This is a genomic window from Dactylosporangium sp. NPDC050688 (genome assembly GCF_040654515.1).
Classification (GTDB): Bacteria; Actinomycetota; Actinomycetes; order Mycobacteriales; family Micromonosporaceae; genus Dactylosporangium.
On record NZ_JBFAIC010000023.1, the window covers coordinates 78,845 to 101,580 of the forward strand.

At 69.3% G+C, this 22,736-nt stretch carries 21 protein-coding genes; 10 read left to right on the forward strand and 11 right to left on the reverse strand.

Features of this window, described 5'->3' with window-relative positions; all coding sequences use genetic code 11:
* The first annotated feature begins 48 nt into the window (after positions 1-48).
* Positions 49-438 (forward strand): hypothetical protein, encoded by a 390-nt coding sequence (locus AB0H83_RS22640; RefSeq protein WP_360097198.1) that lies wholly within the window; start codon positions 49-51, stop codon positions 436-438.
* A 216-nt stretch (positions 439-654) separates the two neighbouring features.
* Positions 655-2,154 carry a von Willebrand factor type A domain-containing protein gene (locus tag AB0H83_RS22645; RefSeq protein WP_360097201.1) on the forward strand — a complete coding sequence of 500 codons (1,500 nt, stop codon included), beginning with the start codon at positions 655-657 and terminating at the stop codon, positions 2,152-2,154.
* A gap of 59 nt (positions 2,155-2,213) precedes the next feature.
* Here the strand turns inward: AB0H83_RS22645 and rplI are convergent, their stop codons facing one another.
* The 5 genes from rplI to AB0H83_RS22670 form a co-directional block, all read right to left on the reverse strand.
* On the reverse strand, positions 2,214-2,663 hold the full coding sequence (gene rplI, locus AB0H83_RS22650) for a 50S ribosomal protein L9 (RefSeq protein ID WP_360097204.1): 450 nt from the start codon (positions 2,661-2,663) through the stop codon (positions 2,214-2,216).
* Between the two features lie 12 nt (positions 2,664-2,675).
* A complete protein-coding gene (rpsR, locus tag AB0H83_RS22655) occupies positions 2,676-2,915 on the reverse strand; it encodes a 30S ribosomal protein S18 (protein WP_033359945.1) in 240 nt (79 codons plus the stop codon).
* Between the two features lie 20 nt (positions 2,916-2,935).
* Complete coding sequence (locus AB0H83_RS22660) at positions 2,936-3,454, reverse strand: single-stranded DNA-binding protein (RefSeq protein WP_360097207.1); 519 nt, start codon at positions 3,452-3,454, stop codon at positions 2,936-2,938.
* Between the two features lie 108 nt (positions 3,455-3,562).
* Positions 3,563-3,853 carry a 30S ribosomal protein S6 gene (rpsF, locus tag AB0H83_RS22665; protein WP_033359943.1) on the reverse strand — a complete coding sequence of 97 codons (291 nt, stop codon included), beginning with the start codon at positions 3,851-3,853 and terminating at the stop codon, positions 3,563-3,565.
* A gap of 222 nt (positions 3,854-4,075) precedes the next feature.
* Entirely contained in the window at positions 4,076-4,873 is a 798-nt protein-coding gene (locus AB0H83_RS22670; protein ID WP_360097210.1) for a hypothetical protein, read from the reverse strand.
* A gap of 225 nt (positions 4,874-5,098) precedes the next feature.
* Here AB0H83_RS22670 and AB0H83_RS22675 point away from each other — a divergent pair, with 225 nt between their 5' ends.
* Complete coding sequence (locus AB0H83_RS22675; RefSeq protein WP_360097213.1) at positions 5,099-5,872, forward strand: deoxyribonuclease IV; 774 nt, start codon at positions 5,099-5,101, stop codon at positions 5,870-5,872.
* Positions 5,869-7,911 (forward strand): hypothetical protein, encoded by a 2,043-nt coding sequence (locus tag AB0H83_RS22680; protein WP_360097216.1) that lies wholly within the window; start codon positions 5,869-5,871, stop codon positions 7,909-7,911. Before AB0H83_RS22675 ends, AB0H83_RS22680 begins: the two co-directional genes overlap by 4 nt.
* Positions 7,912-8,266: 355 nt before the next feature.
* Here the strand turns inward: AB0H83_RS22680 and AB0H83_RS22685 are convergent, their stop codons facing one another.
* The 4 genes from AB0H83_RS22685 to AB0H83_RS22700 form a co-directional block, all read right to left on the reverse strand.
* The gene (locus tag AB0H83_RS22685) at positions 8,267-9,721 is read right to left on the reverse strand and encodes a glycosyltransferase 87 family protein (protein ID WP_360097219.1); all 1,455 of its coding nucleotides are present in this window, start codon (positions 9,719-9,721) and stop codon (positions 8,267-8,269) included.
* A gap of 4 nt (positions 9,722-9,725) precedes the next feature.
* Positions 9,726-10,919 carry a glycosyltransferase 87 family protein gene (locus AB0H83_RS22690; protein ID WP_360097222.1) on the reverse strand — a complete coding sequence of 398 codons (1,194 nt, stop codon included), beginning with the start codon at positions 10,917-10,919 and terminating at the stop codon, positions 9,726-9,728.
* Positions 10,920-11,000: 81 nt separating this feature from the next.
* Positions 11,001-13,484: a transglycosylase domain-containing protein gene (locus tag AB0H83_RS22695; RefSeq protein WP_360097225.1), complete on the reverse strand. Its 2,484-nt coding sequence runs from the start codon at positions 13,482-13,484 to the stop codon at positions 11,001-11,003.
* A gap of 526 nt (positions 13,485-14,010) precedes the next feature.
* Entirely contained in the window at positions 14,011-14,445 is a 435-nt protein-coding gene (locus AB0H83_RS22700) for a DUF5318 domain-containing protein (protein WP_360097228.1), read from the reverse strand.
* A gap of 185 nt (positions 14,446-14,630) precedes the next feature.
* Here AB0H83_RS22700 and AB0H83_RS22705 point away from each other — a divergent pair, with 185 nt between their 5' ends.
* On the forward strand, positions 14,631-15,230 hold the full coding sequence (locus AB0H83_RS22705) for a PadR family transcriptional regulator (RefSeq protein ID WP_360097231.1): 600 nt from the start codon (positions 14,631-14,633) through the stop codon (positions 15,228-15,230).
* Between the two features lie 23 nt (positions 15,231-15,253).
* A complete protein-coding gene (locus AB0H83_RS22710) occupies positions 15,254-16,333 on the forward strand; it encodes an inositol-3-phosphate synthase (protein ID WP_360097350.1) in 1,080 nt (359 codons plus the stop codon).
* A gap of 57 nt (positions 16,334-16,390) precedes the next feature.
* Here the strand turns inward: AB0H83_RS22710 and AB0H83_RS22715 are convergent, their stop codons facing one another.
* Entirely contained in the window at positions 16,391-16,873 is a 483-nt protein-coding gene (locus tag AB0H83_RS22715; protein WP_360097234.1) for a methylated-DNA--[protein]-cysteine S-methyltransferase, read from the reverse strand.
* Between the two features lie 82 nt (positions 16,874-16,955).
* On the opposite strand from AB0H83_RS22715, the gene AB0H83_RS22720 reads away from it, so the two are divergent.
* The 3 genes from AB0H83_RS22720 (at position 16,956) to AB0H83_RS22730 (ending at position 20,454) form a co-directional block, all read left to right on the forward strand.
* A complete protein-coding gene (locus AB0H83_RS22720; protein WP_360097237.1) occupies positions 16,956-17,462 on the forward strand; it encodes an NfeD family protein in 507 nt (168 codons plus the stop codon).
* A 13-nt stretch (positions 17,463-17,475) separates the two neighbouring features.
* Positions 17,476-18,993 (forward strand): SPFH domain-containing protein, encoded by a 1,518-nt coding sequence (locus tag AB0H83_RS22725; protein WP_360097240.1) that lies wholly within the window; start codon positions 17,476-17,478, stop codon positions 18,991-18,993.
* A gap of 90 nt (positions 18,994-19,083) precedes the next feature.
* On the forward strand, positions 19,084-20,454 hold the full coding sequence (locus tag AB0H83_RS22730; RefSeq protein ID WP_360097243.1) for an MFS transporter: 1,371 nt from the start codon (positions 19,084-19,086) through the stop codon (positions 20,452-20,454).
* Here AB0H83_RS22730 and AB0H83_RS22735 read toward each other — a convergent pair.
* Positions 20,451-21,371: a hypothetical protein gene (locus AB0H83_RS22735; RefSeq protein ID WP_360097246.1), complete on the reverse strand. Its 921-nt coding sequence runs from the start codon at positions 21,369-21,371 to the stop codon at positions 20,451-20,453. The two genes, AB0H83_RS22730 and AB0H83_RS22735, sit on opposite strands and share 4 nt — an antisense overlap.
* Before the next feature lie 214 nt (positions 21,372-21,585).
* Between AB0H83_RS22735 and AB0H83_RS22740 the strand changes: the two genes are divergently transcribed.
* Positions 21,586-22,725 (forward strand): glycosyltransferase, encoded by a 1,140-nt coding sequence (locus AB0H83_RS22740; RefSeq protein WP_360097249.1) that lies wholly within the window; start codon positions 21,586-21,588, stop codon positions 22,723-22,725.
* Positions 22,726-22,736: the final 11 nt, after the last annotated feature.

The window sequence follows — 22,736 nt, forward strand, 5'->3', positions numbered from 1 at the left end:
GCTGTAAGGAGGATGGCGGGCACCTCATGGACGGGTGACGCTGCGCCCGTGGGCTACCGGGAGTGGGACAGGTCACCTGGACCGCAGGACGAGGACGAGCCCACCGACTACGCGGGCGCGTTCATCGCCACCGCCTGCTGGTACGTGTTCCCCACCATCGGCTACGTGATCTGGGCGGCGACCCTGCCTTCGGTTCCGCGGCCGGGTTGCGTGAACGCGTTCGGGGTGCCGTGTCCGGCGCCGCGGGCGGAGGCGTTCACGAAGCTGCTGGACGGTGTGCCGCAACTCGCGGTGGCGCTCGCGCTGGGGATCTCGGTGGCGATGTTCCTGGGCTGGGCGACGACCGGCTGGCGGGCATGGACCATCGGGTTCGCCTCGGCGGTGCTGAGCGCGGGCATGGCAACGGTGATCTTCGCGGTGCTCGCGACGCAGCTCTGAGCGATGCCCGCAACGCAACTCTGAGCGATGCCCGCAACGCAGCTCTGAGCGATGCCCGCGACGCAGCTCTGAGCCGATCGGTTCCCCTCGAAGGGTCACAGCATCCTTGCGGGACGATCACCGAAGCTCACGCTTGAGTCTCTGTCCGGTTACGCTCGGAGCCGATCACGGACGGGCCGCCGTCTGACTGGCCAAACACCTTTCAGGGAGGCTTCCATGGTCAGCCAGTTCCGCATCGCCGCCGTGGCCGTGATCGCCGCGGTGTGTCTGACGGCGTGTGGCGCGTCCGACGAGGACAGCAGTGCCAACTATGACCGTGCACCGACAATGAACCCGCAGGGTGGTCAGCCCGGCCCACCGGCGACCGCCGAACTGGCGGACGGGGCACCGGGCGAGCAGCCGGCGTCGAGCCAGCCCGTGTCGACGTTCGCGGTCGACGTCGACACCGCGTCCTACGGCTACGCGAAGCGGCAGCTGCTGTCGGGGCAGCGGCCGGCGGCGGGCACGATCCGGCCGGAGGAGTTCGTCAATTCGTTCCAGCAGGGGTACCGGCAGCCTTCGGGCGACGGATTTGCCGTTTCCGCCGACGGTACGCGGTTGCCCCGCACCCACCGCAACGCAACCGACACAGCCAGGCTGCTGCGGGTGGGGCTGCAGACGAGGGCCGAGCCGGACGGGCAGCGGCTGGACGCGTCGCTGACGTTCGTCGTGGACGTGTCCGGTTCGATGGCGGAGCCCGGCAAGCTCGACCTGGTCAAGAGCGGCCTGCACACGCTGGTGGACCAGCTGCGGACCACGGACTCGGTGGCGTTGATCGCCTACAACGACGACGCCGAGGTGCTGCGGCAGATGACGGCGGTCCGGGACCGCTCGGCGTTGCACAACGCGATCGACCGGTTGCGCGTGTCGGGCAGCACGAACCTCGAGGCCGGGCTGCGGCTGGGGTACGAGACGGCGCGCAAGAGCTTCCGTTCGGGTTCGACCAACCGCGTCATCCTGCTCTCCGACGGCCTGCCGAACGTCGGCTCGACGAACGCGACGTCGCTGGTCCGTGAGGTGCAGGAGGCCGCAGCGAAGCAGATCACGATGATGGGTGTCGGGGTCGGCAGCGACTACGGCGACAAGTTCATGGAGGAGCTGGCCGACAAAGGCGATGGGTATGTCGTGTACGTGAGCGACACCGCCGAGGCGAACAAGGTCTTCGTGGAGCAGCTGCCGGCGACGCTCGCGGTACGGGCGTTGGACGCGAAGGCGCAGGTGGAGTTCGATCCGGCGGCGGTGGCGTCGTACCGGTTGATCGGTTACGAGAACCGTGCACTGTCGGCGTCGGCGTTCCGCAACGATCGGGTCGACGGCGGCGAGGTCGGGCCAGGGCACGCGGTGACGGCGCTGTACGCGCTGCATCTGCGGCCGGGCGCGGAGGGTCATCTGGCGGATGTACGGGTGCGCTGGCAGGACCCGCAGTCGCGGGAGCCGAGCGAGCAGAACCTGTCGGTGACGGTGGCGTCGCTGAACCGTGAGTTCTCGTCGGCGGCGCCGCAGCTGCAGGTCTGCTACACGGCGGCGTACTTCGCCGAGGTGCTGCGGGCCAGCCAGTACGCCGAGGAGGTCCAGCTCGACGATCTGTTGCGTCTCGCGTTGCGGCTGGGGGAGAGCGACCGGCAGGTCGCGGAGTTGTCCGACGTGATCCGGGCCGCGACGAAGATCTACCGATAGGGAGAACAGCGAAGAGGGGCCCGCTCCACCGAGCGGGCCCCTCTTCGTCTGCAGCGGTGTTACTTGGCGGCCGTGACCTTCAGCGTGAAGCTGGCGGCGACCTCGGGGTGCAGCTTGATCTGCACCTTGTAGTCACCGACGGACTTCACGTGGCCCGGCAGCTCGAGGCGGCGCTTGTCCAGGGACGGACCGCCGGCCTTCTGCACGGCGTCAACGACCTCGGCCGGGGTGACCGAGCCGTAGAGCCGGCCGCCTTCGCCGGCTCGGACGGCCAGCTTGACGGTCAGGTTCTCCAGCTGGGCCTTGACCTCGTTGGCGTGGCCCAGGTCGCGGATCTCGCGGGCCCCACGGGCACGCTTGATGGTCGCGATCTGCTTCTCGCCGCCCTTGGTCCACGGGATGGCGTAGCCCTGCGGGAGCAGGTAGTTACGCCCGTAACCGTCCTTGACCTCAACCACGTCGCCGGGGGTCCCGAGGCCGGTGACCTCCTGCTTCAGGATGATCTTCATGTCAGCCTCCCCTTATCGCGCGGTCGCGGTGTAGGGGAGCAGGGCCATCTCGCGCGCGTTCTTGACGGCACGCGCGATCTGCCGCTGCTGCTGAGCGGTCACGCCGGTCACCCGCCGAGCGCGGATCTTGCCGCGGTCGGAGATGAACTTGCGCAGCAGCGCGGTGTCCTTGTAGTCGATGTAGGCGATGCCCTCCTTGTCGAGAGGGTTCACCTTCTTCTTCGGTTTGCGCAGGGCCGCAGCCTTCGCCATTGCTCTTGCTCCTGATGCCATTAGAACGGGGGCTCGTCGTCGAAGGATGAGCTCGACCTGCCGCCACCACTTCCGGCGTTCGCCGGCTGCGCGCTGGCCCACGGGTCGTCGAACCCGCCGCCACCGCCGCCACCGCCGGACGAACCGCCGAAGCCGCCACCGCCACCGGAGCGCTGCATCTTCTGCACCTTGGCAGTCGCGTAGCGCAGCGAGGGGCCGATCTCGTCGACCTCAAGCTCGATGACAGTGCGCTTCTCGCCCTCGCGCGTCTCGTAGGTCCGCTGCTTCAGGCGGCCGGAGACGATCACACGGGCACCACGCTGCAGCGACTCGGCGACGTTCTCCGCCGCCTGGCGCCACACCGTGCAGGACAGGAACAGCGGCTCGCCGTCCTTCCACTCGTTGGAGCTCTTGTCCATGTACCGGGGGGTGGACGCCACCCGGAACTTGGCCACGGCCGCTCCAGACGGAGTGAAGCGCAACTCGGGGTCGTCGGTCAGATTGCCGATGACCGTGATCGTGGTGTCTCCTGCTGCCATATTGAGTCAACTCCTCGCGCACTTGGGTATGGGCCACCTTGTCACAGGGGTATGACAATTCCCGGTGACGCGTGGCCGGCGACGCAGGTCGATCTCGCCCGGATCCGCTTAGCGGACCTCGGGCCGGATGACCTTGGTGCGCAGCACGGACTCGTTGAGCCGCAGCTGACGGTCCAGCTCGGCCACCGACTCCGGCGATGCCTGGAGGTCGATGACGGCGTAGATGCCCTCGGTCTTCTTGTTGATCTCGTACGAGAGGCGCCGGCGGCCCCACACGTCGAGCTTCTCCACCGAGCCACCCGACGTCCGGATCACGTTCAGATACGTGTCGAGCGACGGTGCGACGGTGCGCTCCTCGAGACTTCCATCGAGGATCACCATGATTTCGTAATGACGCAAGACGTTCTCACCTCCTACGGGCTAAGCGGCCGCGGTCCATCCGCGGCAGGAGGTCGTGCGTCGTCGCCCGTCCGATGGACGGTCGACCGAGCAAGAGTACACGGTGCGTGTACACGCAAAGACCGCGGGGCGCGTCATCCGCTTCTCTGGGTGGGACCTGGGGAGGAACGACCACACCGGTGCGTTGGATGACGGCGCCCCGCGGAGCTACCTAATTGTACCTTAAGCGTAGCTAGCGTGTGATGCCCGCTGCGCAATGATAGCCCGAATTGCGGCGATTCCCACGCCGACCACGCAGACCGTCGCGACCAGTGCCAGCAGCCCCGTGGGGGCGTTCGTGGCCGGACCGCTCGCGGCGACGGGCTCTTCGACATATACCCGCTCGTCGGCCGGCGCACTCGGGTTCGCCGCGGCGGGTGACGCGGTGGCGTCCGGTCCCAGCAGCGCCGGGTCGATCGGCTCGGTGCCGGTCCCGTCGGCCTCGCCGGTCGTGCCCGGCGCGGTCGTGGACGGCTTACGGGTCGAGCGCCCGTTGGAGGAGCTCATGGCCTGGTCCGCGGCGGCCGCCGCGGCGCCGGCCGGCCCGGTGGTGCTCGCCGGCCGGCCGGCCTGGCCGCCCTGACCCGCGCTCTGTCCGGCGGCTGGCGCGGCGGGCGGCGGGGTGACCCCGACGGAGACGGGCTTGAACTGCTCGACCACGCCCACGCCGCAGGAGAACGTCATCGCGACGTCGACCGGGCCCTTCTTGAACACGACCGGCACCGCCTGGTTGGGCTGCACCGAGGAGACGGGCTTGCCGTCGACCTTGAGGGTGGCCCCCTGGCCGAGCCGGTTCACGAAGTTGACCCGCGACTCGGCCGGCACCGAGACGCTGCCCGTGCTGGGCTCCGACTTGCACACCAGCAGGCTCAGCACGCTCCCGCCGCTGAACTCGACGATCGGGGTGGCAGGTGCGGCGTGCACGGGGCTGGCGCCCACGGTCAGGGCCGCGGCGAACAACGCGGCGGCTGCTGCCGCCACGCGGAGTGCCGGTCGGTGTCCAGACAAGGTAGCCATCCAAGGTTGAGGATTGAACAAAGGTCGTTCCATCGAGGCCGCGCGATCACGGGCGACCTGATTGCGTAACGACGCGGCCGACTGGACGGTGACGGAAGCATGGCATTCCGGACCCTTCGGTCGCGGTTCCGCGCTGCCCGCAGGCTCGGGTCGCGCAAACTGTCGGTCCCACGTCGTAGGCTCTGCGGCATGCGAATCGGTGCTCACGTCGACCCCGCTGAGCCACTGGCCGAGGCCGCGGCGCGCGGCGCTGACCTGGTCCAGTTCTTCCTGACCGACCCGCAGGGCTGGGCTGAACCCAAAGACCGTCCCGACGCGGAGGCGCTCATCGCCTCCGACGTCGACGTCTACATCCACGCGCCATATCGGATCAACGTCGCGTCGTCCAACAACAGAATTCGCATCCCCAGCCGCAAGCTGCTGTTCCGGCACGCGTCGGGGGCCGCCAAGGTCGGCGCCAAGGGCCTGATCGTGCACGGCGGCCACGTCGAGAAGGCCGACGGCCTGGAGGCGGGCTTCGACAACTGGCGCAAGACGTTCAAGTTCGCCGCCGACGAGGGCGGCTTCGCCACGCCGGTGCTGATCGAAAACACCGCCGGCGGCGACAACGCCTGCGCCCGGCGCTTCGACTCGCTGGCCCGCCTGTGGGACGCGGTCGGCGAGTATGAGGTGGGGTTCTGCCTGGACACCTGCCACGCCCACGCCGGTGGCGAGGACCTGCTCGACATCGTCGAGCGGGTCAAGGCGATCACCGGCCGGATCGACCTCATCCACGCCAACAACTCCCGCGACGGGTTCGACTCCGGCCGGGACCGGCACGACAACCTCACCGCCGGCGAGATCGACCCGGAGCTCATCGTCGCGGTGATCCGGGCCGCCGGCGCGCCGGCGCTGGTCGAGACGCCGGGCGGTGCCGACGGGCAGACCGCCGACATCACCTACCTGCGGGAGCGGCTGGCGTGAGCAACGTGTCCGAGACCGAGAAGGGCCCGGAGGCAGAGCCGGCCGCCACCGCGCAGCCCGAGGAGCCCGAGCCGGCGACCGCTGGGAACGATGCCGGCAGCGGCGACGTGCAGGAGGCCGAGCAGCAGGACGGCGGCCAGGACGGCGCGGCGACCGGCGACGCGGCGAAGGACGACGCGGCGAAGAACGACCAGCGGGTGAGCCTCGTGAAGGCCGGCAAGGGCAAGGAGGACCCGTTGTGGTCGTTCGCGCCCCTGCCCGACCCGGCGCCCGGCCGGGCGCGCAGGGTGGCGGCCCGGGTCGGCAACGCCGTGGCGGAGTTCCTCGGGCACGAGTGGACGATGGCCGCGGTCGGATCGGTGCTGCTGGCCGCGTTCATGACCTGGCCGACCCTGCGGGACCCGGGGACCACGATCCCGCAGGACACCGCCGACCCGACGCTGCAGGCCTGGCAGATGTCGTGGGCCGGGCACATCCTCACGACCGACCCGTCGCAACTGTGGAACGCCAACGCGTTCTTCCCCGACAAGTACAGCTACGCGTTCTCCGACACGCTGCTGGGCTACGCGCCGGCCGGCATGATCGGCAGCGGGCCGGTTGCGGCGCTCGTGCGGTACAACATCATGTACGTCCTGATCTTCGCGCTCGCCTTTTTCGGGGCGTATGTGCTGGCCCGGCAGCTCGGCGCCCGGCCGACGGGGGCGGTCGTGGCCGGTGCCGCGTTCGCCTACGCGCCGTGGCGGCTCGGCCAGGCGGGGCACCTGCACGTGCTGTCGATCGGCGGGATCGCGCTGGCGCTGGCGATGCTCGCCCGCGGGCACGGCTTCTCGCTGCGTGACGGCTATCGGCCCGACCGGCGGCGGTGGGGCTGGGTGCTCGCCGGCTGGCTGGTCGCGGCCTGGCAGATCAGTCTGGGCTTCGGCATCGGCATCCCGTTCGTGTATGCGCTGCTGCTCGCGGTGCTGGCGACGGCCGTGTCGTGGGGCTACCGGCACGTGCGGGTATGGGGGGTCACGCGGCCGTTCGGCTGGAAGCTGTTCTTCGCCAACCTCGGCGGCGGCACGATCTTCGCCGTGGTCGGCGCGCTGATGGCGTATCCCTACCTACAGGTGCTGAAGGAGCATCCGTACGCGCGACGCAGCGAGGATCTCATCGGACTGTTCTCGCCGCCGCTCAAGGGCTTCTTCATCGCGCCCCCGGAGTCGTATCTGTGGGGTGACGCGTATGCCGACGCCCGCGCCACGCTGACCTGGGCGCCGGAGATGGCGTTGTTGCCCGGTTTCTTCCTTTACGGCCTGGCCTTCGCCGGACTGTTCGTCTCCACGTGGCGGCTGAAGCACCGGATCTGGATGCTGATCGGCATCGTGGGCACGGTCGCGCTGGCGATGGGGACGCACGGCCCCGGCAAGGGAGAGTTCGGCTACCTGGCGCTGTACCGGGCGCTGCCGGGCTTCGACGGCATCCGCACCTCGGGCCGCCTGGTGGTATGGACGACGCTGTTCCTGGCGCTGCTCGCGGCGGGGGCGGTGAGCGCGTTCGCGGAGCGGGCGGTGGAGCTGTTCGCCGACCGAACGCAGACCGACCGCACCGACCGGGCCGGGTTCCTGCCCCGCCTGGCGACGCTGGTCCCGGTGATGCTGGTGCTGTTCGAGGGCGCCCACAAGACGCCGCACTCAGTGGTGCCACCGACTCCCGTCGCGATGAGCACGCTGCAGGGGCCGCTGATGGTGCTGCCCAGCCATGAGCTGTTCGACATGAATGTCATGCTGTGGAGCACCGACGGGTTCCCGAAGATCGTCAACGGGGGCAGCGGTTTCAGGCCGATGGGTCAGGAGGAGCTGCGCCTGACGATGCAGCAGTTCCCCGACGAGGCGACGGTGGCGATGCTGCGGGAGCGCGGCATCCGCACGGTCGTGGTGGTGCGCAGCCAGGCGTTCGGCAGCGCGTACGAGCGGGCGATCGACGCGCCGATCGACGGCCTCGGGCTGACCCGCACGGAGCAGGGCGACGTCGTGCTCTACAAGGTCGAGGACAGCTGACCGGACCGCGCCAGCGCCCCGCGCGCGCCAGCGGCAGGCGGAAGACCAGGCCCAGGGCAGATGGAGACGAGAAAGGCGCTCCAATGCGGGCGGCGACCGGGGCGCCCAGCGCGAACGGAAGACGAAAGCGCCCCGGACCGGCTCGGCTCGCCGAGCGCAGACGCGAGACGGAAAGCACCTCGGGGCCGGCTCGCCAAGACGCGAGACAAGTCAGTGCCCCGGGTAGACCAGGGACCGGAGCGCCCAGCGCACACGTGAGCCGGGGCGGCTGAGGGGCGAGGACGGGGCGGGAGTTCCAGCAGCGAAACGCACGAAGGGCCGGCGAGCAACCTCGCCAGCCCTTCGTCGCATCGCCCTACAGCGTCTTGACCAGCGGTGGCGGATCGATGGGCGACGGCTCGACCTCGTCGCGGTTGAAGACGCCGCCGTCGGGGTCCTCGCCCTCGTACGTGTCGCGGACGACGTCCAGCTCAGGGTGCCGGATGTCGCGGATCACGTAGCCGACCAGCACCGCGAGCGTGACCAGCCGCAGGATCGAGGCGAGCACGAACACGCCCTCGGGGAAGACCTGCCGACCCGAGGCGCCCATGAGCTCGCCGTAGAACGACACGAAGTAGAGCACCTCGGCCGCCTGCCAGGCGAGGAACGCGCCCCACCGGGGACGGGCGAGCACGGCGAGGGGGATCAGCCACAGCACGTACTGCTGCGACCACACCTTGCCGGTGATCAGGAAGGCGGCCACGATCAGGAACGCCAGCTGCGCCAGGCGCGGCGGTGTCGGCGCGGTCAGGCCGATGACCAGGATGCCGACGCAGCAGACCAGGAACAGGCTGAGGTACAGCATGTTGAGGGTGCTGTGCGTCGGATCGGAGTCGAGGTTCTGGAAATAGGGGAACCCGTACTGCCCGGAGCCGCGCGGGAAGTGCGCCCCGATGTACCACAGGGTGCCCCAGTCGATGCCGCGCTGGGAGTTGAAGTCGAAGAACTTGACCCACGAGTCCCAGTAGAGGACCGCGACCGGCACGTTGATCGCCAGCCAGGTGCCGGCACCGACGCCGAAGGTGGCCAGGGCCTCCTTCCACTTGCCGGTGCGCAGGCACAGCACCAGCAGCGCGCCGAGGATCAGCACCGGGTAGAACTTCGCGGCCGTGGCCAGGCCGAGGAAGAGGCCGGCGAGGAGTGGTCTTCGGCGCGCCCAGAACACCATCGCGATGGAGGCGAGACCGACGCAGAAGAGGTCCCAGTTGACGGTCGCGGATACGAAGAGCGCGGGCGCCGCGGCGAACATCGCGGCGTCCCAGGGCCTTCGCCGGCGCACGGCGAGCGTGGCGGCGACCGCAGCGATGCCGAACGCGCTGAGCACGACGGCGTTGAGGTCGTAGAACGTCTTGCCGGGGTTGTTGATCCGCTGCGGGTCCTGGCCGAGGGAGTGCACGGGCAGGCCGAGCACGCCCATGAACACGCCGGTCAGGACCGGGTACTCGACCGGGTGGTCGGCGTAGGGGACCTTGCCCTCGTTCAGCCCCTCGGCGTAGTACAGGGCCAGGACATCCGAGTAGCAGAAGTACTTGTACTGCTTCATGTCCGCCCAGGCGCCGTCGCGACAGGGGGACTTCTGCACCCAGGAGAAGCTGAGCATGGCGCAGATCAGCAGCAGGACCACTCTCGAGGGGGTCCAGAAACGGCGCGGTGCCCGCACGGCGTGATTGCCCAAGGGCCCACCGATCGACTCGGAGAGGCCACCGACGAAGCGGTCGGAGTTGGCGGGCTCGTCACTCAGGCGGTGCTCGGGTCGCACAGTCGGCGGCATCGCATCACCGTACCGTCGCCACCTCCGAGGCGGGTGCACCACCCGACATGGTTTCCTCGCCGATCCGCCGTATCGGCAGCGCGAACAGCAGCGCCAGCGCGAGCAGCACGTACCAGTTCTCGATGAAAAATCCGAGCACACCCTCGCCCCACGGGTCGACGGGCAGGCCCTGGTCGTACAGCGACACCATGCCCACGCCGACGGTGACAGCAATCAATGCCGCCAGCCATCGCCGGCCCGCGTCGACGAGGACGACGATCGCGGGGACGAACCAGTAGAGGTGGTGGATCCAGCTGATCGGGCTGGCCAGGCAGCCGACGAAGCCGGCGATCGTGAGCCCGACCAGCTCGTCGCCGGCCAGCGCGGCCCGGCGGGCCCGCCACAGCCCGGCGGCCACGACGGCCAGCACCAGCAGCGCCCACAGCCAGCCGGGGGCGTCGTAGCGGGCGAGCAGGCCGCGCAGCGACTGGTTGGGGATGTAGGCCTTGTTGCCGATCCCGTCGCCCTTCCACAGGGTGTCGCTCCAGAAGTCCCACGAGGCCCGGGGCGCGACGGCGGCGGCCAGCAGGGTCGCCGCGGCGGCGCTCACGATCGCCGTGACGCCCGCCCGGTACCGCCGGCTGACCAGCAGATACACGATGAAGATCGCCGGGGTCAGCTTGATGGCGGCGGCCAGGCCGATCAGCACGCCGGCCCACCGGCTGCCCCGCGGCAGGAGGATCAGCAGGTCGGCCAAAATCAGCACGATCAGCAGCACATTGATCTGGCCGAAGCTGAACGTTTCACGGACCGGCTCGAGAGTGCTGAACACGACGGTCGACAGCACCAGCGCGAACGGCAGCGACCAGCCGTGCCGGCGCGCCACCGGGGCGACCAGCCAGAAGGTGGTGACCAGCAGCCCGGCGAGGGCGATGACCACGTAGACGGTCACGGCCGCGTTCTTGGCCAGCAGCGCGAACGGGACCAGCACCATCGCGCCGAACGGCGGGTATGTGAAGCCGAGCGCACCCTGCGTGTCGTCGGGCTTGGTGAAGGTGTAAAGGTCGTGACCGTCGAGCCACCAGTCGATGGCCTGCCGGTAGATCTTGAGGTCGTAGAAGTGGTGCCTGATGCCATACCACCAGTGCGCATAGGCCACCAGCGCCACGAACAGCGCGAGCAGCCCCCACCGGACGGCCTTCAGCCTGCCCGCCTCCAACGCAAACCCCCAACGACAGCGGCCACGGTCCCGGCGAACATACCGCCGTGACCGTGGCCGCACATCTTCGGCCCGCCTCGATCAGCGCCTTCGTGTCGGCGAGATGGTCGGGATGATGCCGCCGCCGTTTCCGCCGGGGTTGCCAGGGCTCTGGGTGTTGCCGGGGCCGCCGCCGGGGTTGCCGGGGCCGCCACCGTTGGGGATGCTCGGTTCGACCGGGAGGCTCGGCTGCGGCGAGACGCCGGTGCCGACCTCGAGGTTGCCGACGTTCTTCGGCCCCGGGAAGTTGATCTTCGGCTGCTTCATGATGGCTACGGCCTTGTCCATGAAGTCCTGCCAGATCGGGCCGGGCAGGTTACCGCCGATGACGCCCCTGCCGCTGCTGTCGACGATCTTCTGCTCCTCGGCCTTGTTGCCGACCCACACCGCAGCCGCCAGGCCCGGCGACTTCTTGCCCGGGTCGTAGGCGGTGTAGCCGACGAACCACGCGTGCGCGTTGGAGGTGGTCTGGCCGAGCTGCCAGGTGCCGGTCTTGCCAGCGATCTGGCGGCCGTCCTTGAGCTTCAGCCCGTAGTGCTTCGGCACGCCCTGCAGGACGGTGTTGAGGTCGTCGGCCATCTGGTCGGTGAAGCCCGGGATGCGCTTCGGGTTGATCACCTCGCCGTAGGTCTTCCTGCCGTCTTCCCAGATCTCCTTCAGGAAGTGCGTCTTGGCCGCGACGCCGCGGGCGGCGAACGTGGCGATGCCACCGGCGTGCTCGAGGACCGTCACCGGGTACTGACCGAAGGAGACCTCGGTGTTGAAGTACTTCGGGAACACGTCGGAGCCCTTGTTGGCCACGAGGTCGATCTTCTTGCTCTTGTTGTCGACGTTGGCCCACATGTCGGTGATGCCGGCCGCGCGAGCGGTGTCGACCACCTTGGCCGGGCCGACCTTCTCGGCGAGCGCGAAGAACGGCACGTTGAGCGACATGACGGTGACCTCTTCCAAGGTGCACCACTTGCCGTCGCCCGACTTGCACTTCGGCGACGAGACCGCGCCCTCACCGGCGTTCTTGACCGGGTTCTTGGCCGTGCGCCCACTGGCGGGGAACTGCTGCGGCGAGTCGCCGTTCCAGTAGGAGTCGATCCGGTACCCGGCCATGAGGCCGGTCGCGAGCGTGTAGACCTTGAACGTCGAGCCCGGCGGGTGGCCGCCGCAACAGCTGTCCTCGCCGTTGCTGAGCACCGGGTCGTTGTAGTAACCGGCGAAGTCGCCACCGTTGCCGCTGTCGCCGCCGTAATAGGCCTTGACCGCGCCGGTGCCCGGCTCGACCGCCACGAGGGCGGCCTGCAGGTTGCCCGGGTACTTGTTGATCCGCGACTCGGGGTTGCGGCTGGCTTCCTGGACCGCGGCCTGCTGCAGCTTCGCGTCGACCGTGGTGACGATCTTCAGACCACCGTTGGCGATCTTGTCGAAGTTCTTACTGCCGTCCGCGTCGACGCCCTCGTAGAGCAGCGCGCCGGTCTTCGGGTCGGTCAGCGCGGCGACCTCGCCGAGGACGTGGTGCACGATCAGGCCCTCGGGCTTGTCCATGCTGCCCTGGGTCTTGATCGCGTTGGCCCGGGCCTCGGCCGGCGTGATGACCTTCGCCGGGTAGGCCATCTTCGTCTCGGCCTCTTCGGACTTCACGAAGCCCAGCTTGATCATCTGGTTCTTGATGTAGTTGAAGCGGTCCGTGGCCTGCTGCTTGTCGATGTTGGGGTCGAACGGGCTGCCCTTGCCGCCGCTGCTGTCGGGGCTCTTGATGATGCCGGCCAGCACCATGCCCTCGGCCAGCGTGAGGTCCTTCGCGGGCTTGTTGAAGTACGCGATGGAGGCGGCCTGGATGCCGTACGCGCCGCGACCGAAGTAGACGATGTTGAGGTACATCGTCATGATCTGGTCCTTGGTGTACTCCTTGTTGAGCTTCAGCGCGATGACGGCCTCGCGCAGCTTCCGGCCGTAGGTGACGCCCTCCAGCTCGGCCCACTTCCGCGCGTACTGCTGGCTGATCGTCGAGGCACCCTGCCGGTCACCGCCGGTGACGTTGTTCCACGCCGCTCGGACGACACCTTTGTAGTCGACGCCGTCGTTCGTATAGAAGGAGTTGTCCTCGGCGGCGACGACGGCGTGCTGCACGTCCGGGGGGATCTGGTCGAACGGGATGACCGTGCGGTTCTTGTCGCCGATGCGCCCCATGGGCGTGACGCCGTCGGCGTAGTAGATCGTGGTCGACTGCTCCATCGCCAGGTTCTCCGGCAACGCGACCTGGTCGAAGTAGTACGTGCCGCCGACCATACCGATGCCGGCGAGCATGATGAACGCGGCGATCGAGGCGATGACGATGTTGCGGCGGCGCCGGCGCTTGGCCTTGGCGCTGCTGCTCTTGCCCCTGCCGGAGCCCGAGCCGCCGGGGCCGTCGGGGCCACCACTGCCGGGACCGCCAGGACCGGCGAAGCCCTCGGCACCGGACATCGAGATCGAGGCGCGGCCGACCGTGGCCCGGCCGACGGTCGCCCGGCCGGCGGACGCACTGCTGGGCACCGACGCCGAACCTGACACCGAGGCGGAGCCTGACACGGACGCGGAGCCGGACACGGAGGGCACCGATGCGACCCCCGACGCGCCCGGCACGGGCACGGAGGCCCGGCCCGTGCGCGGCTCGTCACCGCCGGGGCGCCCTACGCTCGCCCGTCCGACCGTCGCGCGGCCGGCCGCACCGGCGCTCGGCGGGGGCGGCAGCGGAGGCGGTGGTGGCAGCGGTGGGCCACCGAAGGGGTCATCACCGTCTGGCCCCGGAAAGGATCCAGGAACCTGCGCCCGGCCCGAGGGGGAGTTGGTCGGGTCACCGTAGTTCATTCGTCCCACCTTGCCGGTTGCGTCGTTGTCGCATGCTCCGTCGCCACCATGTCTGTGAGCTGAGGCACTCGTCGGTCAGGTCTCAAGTCTGCGGTTCGCACGGCCGGGGGGTTCTGCCACCCGCGGCCACGCTGGCGGCGGCCGCCGCCGGTCAGGGCATCGATGCAAATCGGCCAGTCGCAGTGACCACGGATGGCCATGCGGGCCAGGTTCACTCGGCCGCCCCTCCTCGGACCCGCGTCGACGACCGACCGCCGGCTCCATCGTCCGATCCGGCCGCAAGGCCGTCCCGCCCCAGCAGATACTGCTCCACGAGGTGATTCCAGCCGCACGCGCGGCAGACCTCCACCACGTAGACGTGAAACTCACTCAGCGTCATCGCCAGGAGCGGCAGCTCGGTCAGGCGGCGGGCCTGTCCGGACGACTGCCGCAGCTCATCCCCATAGATGTAGTGCACATGGGTGAGGTTTTCCCGGCGGCACACCGGGCACAGCTCCTCCGTCGGCTCACCGTGGAATTTCGCTGCGCTCTTCAGGTATGGCGACGCGTCGCACACCTCATAGGTGCCGACGCGCCCGGAATGCACCTCACGCAGCAGGGCGCGTCTCCGCAAGGAGAAGTCGACCACCTGACGCTGGGTACGCATGCGCCCGAGGGTACGCGGTCCCGCGCCGCTCGGCGACATCGGTCACGATCGGTAACGGTCGGATAGACGATCAGCGCTGTGTTCCAGGCCACTTGGTCAGCATCGTTGCATCCGTTCGGACATCGGCCTACCGTTGCGATGTATCGGACCGATACATCGGCCGGGTAAACGGAGGGGGGCTGGGAATGCTCGACCTGGCGATCCTGGGCCTGCTCCACGAATCCCCGATGCATGGCTATGAGCTGCGCAAACAGCTCACCACCAAGCTGGGCGCGTTCCGGGCCGCGATCAGCTACGGCTCCCTTTACCCCACTCTTCGTCGACTTCAGTCGGACGGCTGGATCTCCGAGGGTGCGCCGCCGGCGGGGATGCCGGCATCACCCGACGAGGTCCCGTTGCTGACCGGCAAGCGCGGCCGCGTGGTCTACACGATCACCGCGGAAGGCAAGGAACGCTTCCAGGAGCTGCTCACCGCCGCCGGCCCCGAGACCTATGACAGCGAGGCCGGCTTCGGAGTGCATTTCGCGTTCTTCGCTCGCACCGACCCGGCAACCAGGCTGCGGATTCTTGAGGGCCGCCGCCGCCGGGTGGAGGAGCGCCGCGAGGGCATGCGCGACGTGCTGAGCCGGGCCGCGGAGCGGCTCGACGCCTACACCCTGGAGCTGCAACGCCACGGCCTGGACGCGTGCGAGCGCGAGGTCCGCTGGCTCGAAGAGCTCATTGCGAACGAACGCAAGGGCACAACCCCTCAGCCGCCTTCGGCAGATCCGGAGCGGTCATCGTGAACAACAAGAAGGAGGCATCCGCGATGGGCTCCGTCCGCGTTGCCATCGTCGGTGTCGGCAACTGCGCCTCGTCCCTGGTTCAGGGCGTGGAGTATTACCGCACCGCCGACCCGAATGACCGGGTTCCAGGTCTCATGCACGTCAAGTTCGGCGACTACCACGTCGGTGACGTGCAGTTCGTGGCCGCCTTCGACGTCGACGCGAAGAAGGTCGGTCAGGACCTCGCGGCCGCGATCAGCGCCAGCGAGAACAACACCATCCAGTTCTGCGACGTGCCGCCCACCGGCGTCACCGTCCAGCGTGGTCCGACCTTCGACGGCCTGGGCCAGTACTACCGCGAGATGATCGACGAGTCCGACGAGCAGCCGGTCGACGTGGTCGCGGCGCTGCGCGACGCTCAGGTCGACGTGCTGGTCTGCTACCTGCCGGTCGGCTCGGAACAGGCGGCCAAGTTCTACGCCCAGGCCGCGATCGACGCGGGCTGCGCCTTCGTCAACGCGCTGCCGGTGTTCATCGCCTCCGACCCGGAGTGGGCGCAGAAGTTCACCGACGCCGGGCTGCCGATCGTCGGTGACGACATCAAGAGCCAGGTCGGCGCCACGATCGTCCACCGCGCCCTCGCGAAGCTGTTCGAGGACCGCGGCGTCGAGCTGCTGCGCACGTACCAGCTCAACTTCGGCGGCAACATGGACTTCATGAACATGCTGGAGCGCACCCGCCTGGTCTCGAAGAAGATCTCGAAGACCCAGTCGGTGACCTCGCAGATCCCGCACGAGATGGTGAAGTCCGACGTCCACATCGGCCCGTCGGACCACGTGCCGTGGCTCGACGACCGCAAGTGGGCCTACATCCGCCTCGAGGGCAAGTCCTTCGGCGACACCCCGCTCAACGCGGAGCTGAAGCTCGAGGTCTGGGACTCGCCCAACTCGGCGGGCGTCATCATCGACGCGCTGCGCGCCGCGAAGATCGCCAAGGACCGGGGCATCGGTGGTCCGGTCCTGTCCGCGTCGAGCTACTTCATGAAGTCGCCGCCGGTGCAGTACAACGACCACGACGCGCACCAGTCGGTCGAGCAGTTCATCGCGGGCGAGATCGAGCGCTGACCTCACTCCTTCATGGCGTTCAGGGCCCCTTCCTCCGGGAGGGGTCCTGAACTTTTGTCAGAGCAGTCCGAACTCTCGCTCGATGCGCACCTTGGCCTCCAGCTCCAGCAGCACCTTCTTGCGCCATATGCCGCCGCCGAAACCGACCATCTTGCCGTCGGCGCCGACCACCCTGTGGCAGGGCACGATGATCGGCAGCGGGTTGCGGTTGCAGGCGACCCCGACCGCCCTGGCGCCGTCCGGCTCGCCGACCGCGGCGGCGATCTGCCCGTAGGTGCGCATCTCCGCGTACGGGATGGCCCACAACGCCCGCCAGACGGACCGCTCGAACTGCGAGCCGCCCCGCACCGACAGCGGGACCGTGAAGGGCGCGGACTCGCCGGCGAAGTAGCGGGTCAGCTCCTCGACGGCCCGCTCGAGCACCGGGTCGCCGGCGGCCAGCGGGCCGGCCGCGCCGCCGAAGCGGACCGCGCACACGCCGGTGTCGTCCACCGCGATGCCGACCGCATCGATCGGCGCCTGCATCTCCGCCCAACGCACGCAACCAATTGTGCCCGAAAACGCGAGTGTCAGATTTGCGTCAGGTCGATACCCTCCTAGTTCCAGCGGGAGGGGGCCGGCGATGGATGTGGTGTTTCTGATCCTCGGCGGGCTCGGTGTGCTCGTGCTGGCCGTGTCATTGCTGGTCGGCGACCTGCTGCATTTCGACGTGGACCACCCCGACGCCGTCGGCGTCTTCTCCCTGCCGGCGATCGCCGGTTTCGTCGGCGCGTTCGGGTTCGGCGGCGCGATCGTGTCGGCTCTGGGCGTCCCCGGCGGCACGGTCGTCGCGGCCCTCGGTGGTCTCGCCGCCGCCGTGCCGACCGCGTGGTTGGCGACCCGGCTCGCCCGGATGGCGATGAACATGCGTACCGACGCCACACCCACACAACAGGACATGGTCGGCACCACAGGGGTGGTCGTCACCCCGATCACCGCGAACGGCTTCGGTGAGGTGCGGATCTCCCTCGGCGGCCAGCCGATGAAGCTCAGCGCCCGGGCCGACCGCCCGATCGCGCTCGGCACCCGGATCCTCGTGGTGGAGGCGACCAGTTCCACCAGCGTGATCGTCGAAGAAACCCCTTTCTAGAAGGGACGGACATATGAATACAGTTCTGCTCATCGCCATCGGTGGCGCGGTCCTGCTGATCCTCTTCCTGATGCTGTTCGTGGTGTCGCGGATCAAGGTGGCCGGCTCCAACGAGGCGTTCATCATCACCGGCCGCAAGGGCAAGTCGGTGCAGGGCCTGGACGGGTCCCGCTCGACCGATCTGTCGGGCCAGAAAGTCGTCATGGGCGCCTCGGTGTTCGTGGTGCCCATCGTGCAGAAGCTGCAGGTCCTCGACCTGTCCAGCCGCCGCATCCATGTCGAGATCACCGGCGCGGTGAGCAAGCAGGGCATCCGCGCCAACCTGCAGGGCGTCGCGATCGTCAAGGTCGGCGGCACCGAGGACGCGATCCGGGCCGCCGCCCAGCGGTTCCTCAACCAGCAGCAGGGCATCGACCTGTTCACCAGCGAGGTCCTGGCCGGTGCGCTGCGCTCGATCGTCGGCCGGCTGACCATCGAGGAGATCATCCGGGACCGGACCGCGTTCGCCAGCGCGGTGGCCGAGGAAGCCGAGCACTCGCTGACCAACCAGGGCCTGGTCCTGGACACGTTCCAGCTGCAGGACATCTTCGCCGAGGGGTCCTACCTGCAGGACCTCGGCCGGCCGGAGGCGGCCCGGGTGCTGCGCGACGCCGCGATCGCCGAGGCGCACGCCCGCCAGGCCGCCGAGTCCGAGCGGCTGAAGTCGGAGGAGGCGATCGCTGAGGCGAACCGCAACCTGTCGCTCAAGCAGGCCGCCATCCAGGCCGAGATCGACGCCGCGAAGGCCCGTTCCGCCGCGGCCGGTCCGCTCGCGCAGGCCGAGCGGGAGCAGGTCATCCTGGCCGAGCAGCAGAAGGTGGCCGAGCGCAACGCCGAGCTCAAGCAGCGCCAGCTGGACACCGAGGTGCGCAAGCCGGCCGACGCCGAGCGCTACCGGGTCGAGCAGGAGGCCGAGGCGGCGAAGAACGCCGCGATCTTCAAGGCCGAGGCGCAGCGGCAGGCCGTCATCGCCGCCGCGCAGGGCTCGGCCGAGCAGGCCCGCCTGACCGGTGAGGGTGAGCGGTCCCGGCGGGCCGCGCTCGCCGAGGCCAACGCGATCGAGGGCGCCAAGGAGGGTGAGGCCGAGCAGCGGCGCCGCGTGGCGATCGCGGAGGCCCTCGAGCGCGAGGGTACCGCCGAGGCGTCGGCGATCCTGGCCCGCGGCCAGGCGGAGGCGGAGGCGATGAAGCTCAAGGCCGACGCGTTCGCCACCTACGGCGAGGCCGCGGTCCTCGACCTGCTGGTGCGGGTGATGCCCGACGTGGTGCGGGCCGTGAGCGAGCCGATGGGCAACATCGACAAGATGACCGTCATCTCCACCGACGGCGCGTCGTCGCTCACCAAGTCGGTCGCCGGCACGGTGGCCCAGGGCCTGCAGCTCAGCACCGACCTGACCGGCATCGACCTGGCGAAACTCCTCGGCAGGCTCAGCGGCGCCGCGGTGGAGGAGCCGGTCAACGGCCGCATCGCGGTCGAGCCGCCGAAGGCCTGACAGCCAGCACATCGCTCGGTGGAGGTCATGGTCCGGCCTTCACCGAGCTTTGGCGGGTATGTCTGACTGAACGGGCCGTAGGCTTTGGCCGTGTCCTTCGTCACCGCAGCAGCCCATCCGCAGTCCCACTTCGTGCGGGCGGTCCTGCGGCAACGCGGCTTCCGGCGGCTGCTCGGCGTGCGGATGGTGGCGCAGATCGGCGACGGACTCTTCCAGGGCGCGCTGGCCGGCACCGTGCTGTTCAACCCGGAGCAGCGCACCGGCGCGATGGCGATCGCGGCCGGCTTCGCCGTGCTGCTGCTGCCCTATTCGCTGATCGGGCCGTATGTCGGGGTGTTCCTCGACCGGTGGCGGCGGCGCACCATCATCTCCCGGTCCAACCTGCTGCGCACGGTCCTGGTGCTGCCGATCGCCCTGTACATCTGGCAGGGCCACGAGTCGCCGGTACCGTTTCTGCTGGCACTGGTGGTGACAGGGTTGAACCGGTTCTTCCTCGCCGGGCTGTCCGCCGCGACCCCGCACGTGGTCGACGACCACATGCTGGTGACCGCCAACTCGTTCTCGGCGACGCTCGGCTCGCTGAGCTTCTCCGTCGGCATCGGCACCGGCGCAGCGCTGATCAAGACGGTGCTGGCCACCTCGTTCCACGGCTACGCCCTGGTCGCCGCGATGGCCGCCGGCTTCTACCTGATCTCCGCTCTGATCGGCCGGTCCTCCTTCACCGCCGACGAACTGGGCCCGGACGCCGCGCAGCAGACCAGGAGCTCGATCCGGGAGGCCGTCGGCGACGTCAACCGCGGCACGGTCGCCGGGGTCCGGCACCTCGCGGCGAAGCGCGGCGCCGCCTACCTGGTCCTGGTGCAGGCAGTGTTCCGGCTGCTCTACGGCGTCGTGCTGCTGGCCTGCCTGCTGCTGTTCCGCACCGTGTTCAACACGGGCGACGAGGTCAGCGACTCGTTCGACACCATCGCCAAGGCGTTCGTCGCCGGCGGCGTCGGGATGCTGCTGGCGTCCTTCGTGACGCCCCCGGTGGCCCGCCGAATCGGCGGCTGGCGCTGGGTGGCCGCGGTGCTGGCGGCCACGGGCGTGGCGATCCTCGGCTTCGGGCTGCCCTTCGACCCGGTCCTGCTGCTCGGGGCGGTGTTCGTCACCAGCCTCGCCGCCCAGGCGATCAAGATCGTCGCGGACACGTCACTGCAGCACGAGTGCGCGGACGAGTTCCGGGGGCGGGTGTTCAGCATCAACGACACCGGGTTCAACATCATGCTGGTCGCCGGCATGTACGTCGGCGCGCTCACCCTGCCGTACAACGGCCGCTCGGCGCTCGTGCTCATCCTCGTCGCGGTGGGCTACGTGCTGACCGCCGCCGCCTACGCGGTGCTGGGCGGCCGGTGGGCCCGCCGGGTCGGCGACGACATCGCCCAACCCGACGGGACCTCGGAGGTGCTGGTCAACCGCTAGGACTTGCGCTTCGCGGTGGCCTGGATCTGGTTGGTGCTGAAGGTCAGGCTGTCACCGTTGCAGGTGTACTTCGCCGGGTTGTCATCCGCCGTGAACGGCTCGGTCTCGCTGTAGCTGATCGACGGCGCCGTCGTCAGCGTGTTGCCGCTCGCCTTGACGTTCGAGTAGACGATGCTGCCGCTGGCGGTCTGGATGTCCGAGTTCACGGTCGCGTTGACGGTGATCGTGATCGGCACCTTCTGGCCCTGGATGGTGGGGCTGCCGCTGAAGACGCTGTCCTGGTACGTCTCGGTGAGCTTGCCGTCGGACGTGAACGTCAGCGTCGAGCCGTTCTTCGTCAGGCTGATCGACACACCGCCCTCGACCCCCTCCATGGCGGCGGTCTCGGTGTAGGTCGAGGTCTGCCACGTGCCGACGAGGCACTTGTCGATCTTCGACTCCGCCGCCTTGGCGCTCGCGCCGGTGGTTGCGTTCGTGCTCTTGCCGGGGTCGGCGACGGTCTTCGGGTCGTCGTCCTTGCGCAGGGCGACGACGGCGACGATTGCGATCACCAGCACCACGACCACGCCGGACAGCGCGAGCAGCGGCATCATGAACTTGTTGCGGCGCGGCGGCGTCGGCGTCGCGCCGTACTGCCCGCCGTAGGTGGTCGGCGGGAACGCCGGTGGGCCGCTGACCGGTCCCGGGTAGGCCGGACCGCTGGTCTGGGCCGGGTAGCCGCCGCCGCTGCTGGGGTAGCCAGGGCCGCTGACCTGCTGGTCGGGGAACGAGGGTCCATTGCTTTGGTAGCCGGCATAGGGCGCGCCGCTGTACGGGTCGCCACTGTAGGGCGTCCCACTCACCGGCGGTTGCGGCGCCTGCGGGACGCCTCGATAGGTGCGGCACTGCGTGCAGTAGCCGTTCATATCAATGCCCATGCCGCCGCAGTTGGGACACGGCTGCATGTCTGCCTCCAGGGTTCAGGGGGTGGCCAGCCCAGATGCTCCGTGCGGCCGAAGGGGGATCGTGTAGCGACGGTAGCTGACCTCGTCTACGTGCAGAACCGACCGAATCGCCACATCCACGACGCAGCGGTGGTCAAAGTTCCGACAGCGTTGAACCGCCTCCTCGTCCTCCAGGAGAATGTGGGCCGTGCCTCAGCCGCTGGTCGTCGTCTTCGCTGGAACGTCGTGGGACGGGGTGACCGGCTCCGACCGGCTGCTCGCCTCCGCACTCACCCCTCATGCTGACATTCTCTGGGTCGATCCGCCGATCTCTGCGGCAACCCCGGACCGCTACCGCTACGGCGCTTCCCGCCTCGGCGTCGCACCTCAGATACGTCCGGTGTCCGACGGTGTGACCCGGCTGACTCCCCGGGTGCTGCCGCTGCACACCCGCCCCTACATCAAGGTCAGCACCGCCGCCCTCATCCGCTCGCAGACCCGCTGGGCGCTGCGCAAGCTCGACCGGCGGCCGGTCGCGGTGCTCGCCTGCAACCTCGTCGACGTGCTGCGCAGCTGGGGACCCGGGGTCACCAAGGTGCTCTACGGCACCGACGACTATGTGGCCGGCGCGCAGCTGATGGGGCAGGACGCCGCGCGGGTCGCCGAGGACGAGCGCCGCCAGCTCGACAACGCCGACCTGGTGGTGGCGGTTTCGACGGTACTGGCGGAGCGCTGGACAGGGCTCGGCGCCAAGCGGGTGGTACTGATCCCCAACGGGGTGCAGACGTCGGCGTACCGGACCCCTGGCGAGCCGGCCGTGCTGCCCAAGCCCCTGGCCGGTCCGGTGGCCGGGGTGATCGGCCAGTTCTCCGACCGCACCGACTTCGAACTGCTCGCCGCCCTCGCCGACGACGGCATGTCGCTGCTGCTGGTCGGGCCGCACGACGCCCGCTGGGAGCCAGCCCGGTTCCCCGAGCTGACCGAGCGGCCCAACGTGGTCTGGGTCGGCCGGCAGCCGTTCGAGTCGCTGCCGACGTTCCTGCGGCACATCGACGTGGGGGTCACGCCGTACCGGGACACCCCCTTCAACCGGGCGTCCTTCCCGCTCAAGACGCTGGAATACCTCGCCGCCGGGAAGCCGCCGGTGAGCACGGACCTGCCGGCGGTGCACTGGCTCGACTCCCCGCTCGTGCGGGTCGCCTCCACGCCGAAGGCAATGGTGGCCGCGGTACGCGAGGCCGCCGCCGAGGCGCACGACCCGGGGCTGATGGCGGCCCGGCAGGCGTTCGCCGAACAGCACTCGTGGGCGGAACGGGCGAAGGCGTTGGCGGCAGCCCTACCACTTTGAGCGGAATGTGA

Coding starts and splice junctions, on each gene's coding strand:
- AB0H83_RS22660 (WP_360097207.1), bottom strand. CDS start 3,454: ATGGCAGCAGGAGACACCACGATCACGGTCATCGGCAATCTGACCGAC.
- AB0H83_RS22705 (WP_360097231.1), top strand. CDS start 14,631: ATGCTCGACCTGGCGATCCTGGGCCTGCTCCACGAATCCCCGATGCAT.
- AB0H83_RS22725 (WP_360097240.1), top strand. CDS start 17,476: ATGAATACAGTTCTGCTCATCGCCATCGGTGGCGCGGTCCTGCTGATC.
- rplI (WP_360097204.1), bottom strand. CDS start 2,663: ATGAAGATCATCCTGAAGCAGGAGGTCACCGGCCTCGGGACCCCCGGC.
- AB0H83_RS22685 (WP_360097219.1), bottom strand. CDS start 9,721: ATGCCGCCGACTGTGCGACCCGAGCACCGCCTGAGTGACGAGCCCGCC.
- rpsR (WP_033359945.1), bottom strand. CDS start 2,915: ATGGCGAAGGCTGCGGCCCTGCGCAAACCGAAGAAGAAGGTGAACCCT.
- AB0H83_RS22720 (WP_360097237.1), top strand. CDS start 16,956: ATGGATGTGGTGTTTCTGATCCTCGGCGGGCTCGGTGTGCTCGTGCTG.
- AB0H83_RS22645 (WP_360097201.1), top strand. CDS start 655: ATGGTCAGCCAGTTCCGCATCGCCGCCGTGGCCGTGATCGCCGCGGTG.
- AB0H83_RS22675 (WP_360097213.1), top strand. CDS start 5,099: ATGCGAATCGGTGCTCACGTCGACCCCGCTGAGCCACTGGCCGAGGCC.
- AB0H83_RS22700 (WP_360097228.1), bottom strand. CDS start 14,445: ATGCGTACCCAGCGTCAGGTGGTCGACTTCTCCTTGCGGAGACGCGCC.
- AB0H83_RS22735 (WP_360097246.1), bottom strand. CDS start 21,371: ATGGGCATTGATATGAACGGCTACTGCACGCAGTGCCGCACCTATCGA.
- AB0H83_RS22710 (WP_360097350.1), top strand. CDS start 15,254: ATGGGCTCCGTCCGCGTTGCCATCGTCGGTGTCGGCAACTGCGCCTCG.